Origin of the sequence: Bacillus sp. SRB_8, assembly GCF_003264205.1 — a bacterium.
Classification (GTDB): Bacteria; Bacillota; Bacilli; order Bacillales; family Bacillaceae_G; genus Bacillus_A; species Bacillus_A mycoides.
Genome location: NZ_NADT01000040.1, coordinates 1 through 2,234, shown reverse-complemented (window position 1 = coordinate 2,234; position 2,234 = coordinate 1). Strand labels below are relative to the sequence as shown.

Sequence of the window (2,234 nt, the reverse complement as noted above, 5' to 3'; positions counted from 1 at the left end):
ATGCAAGACCTGTACATTCTCTCGCTACGACTTTTACATTTTTTGAATTCGGTGGAAGCGGTATAACTGTAGAGTAATGAGCCGTTTTGTCTTGGCCATTCCCTTCCCAAGTTTTATGGGTTAATACTTCTTTTCCATTTTCATCATATGAGAATTCATCCCAAGATACATCAAATTGAGCAACATATGCACCGTAATGATCAAGCGTCATTTTAGCACTTGAATATTCTGTAGTTGTAGTCTCAATATAGTCTGTATTGTTATGAACAGCCGCAGTTGCATTATCTTTTAAGAAAGTGCTTGTATATGAAATTGGGTATGCTGGATTTTTAGGACTTAATTCTGCATTATCTTTAATGATATTTCGGATTTCATTAAAATCTTTTGAAACAACCTTGTTATGCTCTTTTGCATCTCCGCCTAACACTACAGCGGTAAAGGTACTGTCTTCAAAAATATCTTTGTACTGTCCACTCGCTTCAACGCCTTGCCCCTTAATTAAGGCTTTAAAGGCAGCTTGTACATCTTTGCTTTTAGATGATGTTTCTAATTTTACATAAACTGTTCTGCCATAAGCTACATTTGACACCATAACAGGCGGAGCCGTATTACTTACCCCTTTACGAGTTAACTCATCAAACGTAACACTATTATCAAAAAGGTCTGATGGATTGTTAGGTAGTTCTGCACTTACGGTATAAAAGATTTGCTTATATGCCGCAACCATCACTTTTTTCTCTCCATCTGCAATCGCTTTAAAATCAATGTTCAGTGAATTGTCAAGATATTTAGCGTTAACATTAAGAGCACTTGCTATTTGAGATTTACTATAAACCATAGATTCTGTATACTGCATTCTTGCGGGTAACGTATGTGTTTTAGAATACTTTTCATTCCAAGTAGATACTAAATCATCTACTGCTCCAGACACATTACCATATGTAGGATTTTGAACAGTAATTGTATTGTCTTTTCTCATGCCAGGTAAGTCTATACTAATATTCAAAGGCTTTCTCTTAGCCACTAATAAACTAGGTTGATTGTCTGCAAAAGCTTTATTTGCAAGTTGTACTGCTCCTGGATAAGTACGATTAGCCACAGAATCAATAATTGAAATATCCACCGGTGAAGTTGTAAGTGATTTTTTCTCGCGTTCCACTACTACAAATTTACCATTTGAATTTGTACTTTCTTTCGGAACAAAACTCTCTACTTTGTCACCATTTACTGCTAAAACCTCTTGATTATTATACTTAAGATTTCCTATGCCAGTATCAATGTTAATAGCTTTTTTTGTTGCATCAGCTGAATTACTTGTTTTTGTTTCAGCGAAGGAAATAGACGAATAATTAATAGTGCATAAGCCAATTGATAAACATGCTAATAATTTGATTCCTTTAACACTTTTTATAACTTTCAAAAAATTCAACCCCTTCCTTTTTTCGTATTAAGGTATGATAATTATTTATAAATAATTGCTAAATAGTGAACTTACATAAATGCTTTTAAAAGTTCTTGAACTAATGGAAGTGCTCCACCTATAAATTTTAAAATTGTCATTGCGATTGTCATATTATTTCCTCCTCTTTTGTTGTTGCTAAGATGTGATTTATCTTTATACTCTCATTATAGTAAGTGCTTATATATATATCAACACATTCTGATATGCAATATTACATCTTAAAACCATGTTTTATACTGTTATAATAGAATAGGTACATTCTACAGCATTTTTCGATGAACTAAACAGCTAATGAACATGAAATTTCTCGTAAATAAAAAAGGAAGAGAATTATAAAAATTCTCTTCCTTTTTTATGTTTTGTGATGTGTTCATAAACATAATGCATCTATATTTATAGAAAATACATAAAAGCTATAGAAAAATCCACATTCTATCTATTTACACACGTACTGCTGTACCGCTTACCGCAACCATTAACATTCCGTCACGAACCACTTCGTAGTCTACATCGATACCAACAATTGCATTTGCTCCTTTTTGCGTTGCAAGTTGTTTCATTTCTTCCATCGCAATGTCACGAGCTTCTTTTAATTTACTTTCATAAGCACCAGAACGGCCACCTACAACGTCACGAACAGAAGCGAAGATATCGCGTACGATATTTGCACCCATAATTGCTTCACCGTTTACGATGTCTACATACTCAATAATTTCTTTACCCTGAATAGTATTAGTTGTTGTTACGATCATTATTAACACACTCCTATAAT

2 protein-coding genes are annotated in these 2,234 nt (G+C 33.4%); both read right to left on the bottom strand.

Translation table 11 applies throughout. The annotated features are described in order from the left end of the window. A partial coding sequence (locus B5P40_RS26175) for a thiol-activated cytolysin family protein (protein WP_113710155.1) occupies window positions 1-1,429 on the bottom strand: 1,429 nt, incomplete at its 3' end. Window positions 1,430-1,902: 473 nt separating this feature from the next. Next, window positions 1,903-2,214, bottom strand: a complete 312-nt coding sequence (locus tag B5P40_RS26165) for a heavy metal-binding domain-containing protein (protein WP_000637487.1) — start codon at window positions 2,212-2,214, stop codon at window positions 1,903-1,905. Window positions 2,215-2,234: the final 20 nt, after the last annotated feature.

Excerpts from the sequence above, each read along its gene's own strand:
- B5P40_RS26165 (WP_000637487.1), bottom strand. The coding sequence starts at position 2,214 with ATGATCGTAACAACAACTAATACTATTCAGGGTAAAGAAATTATTGAG.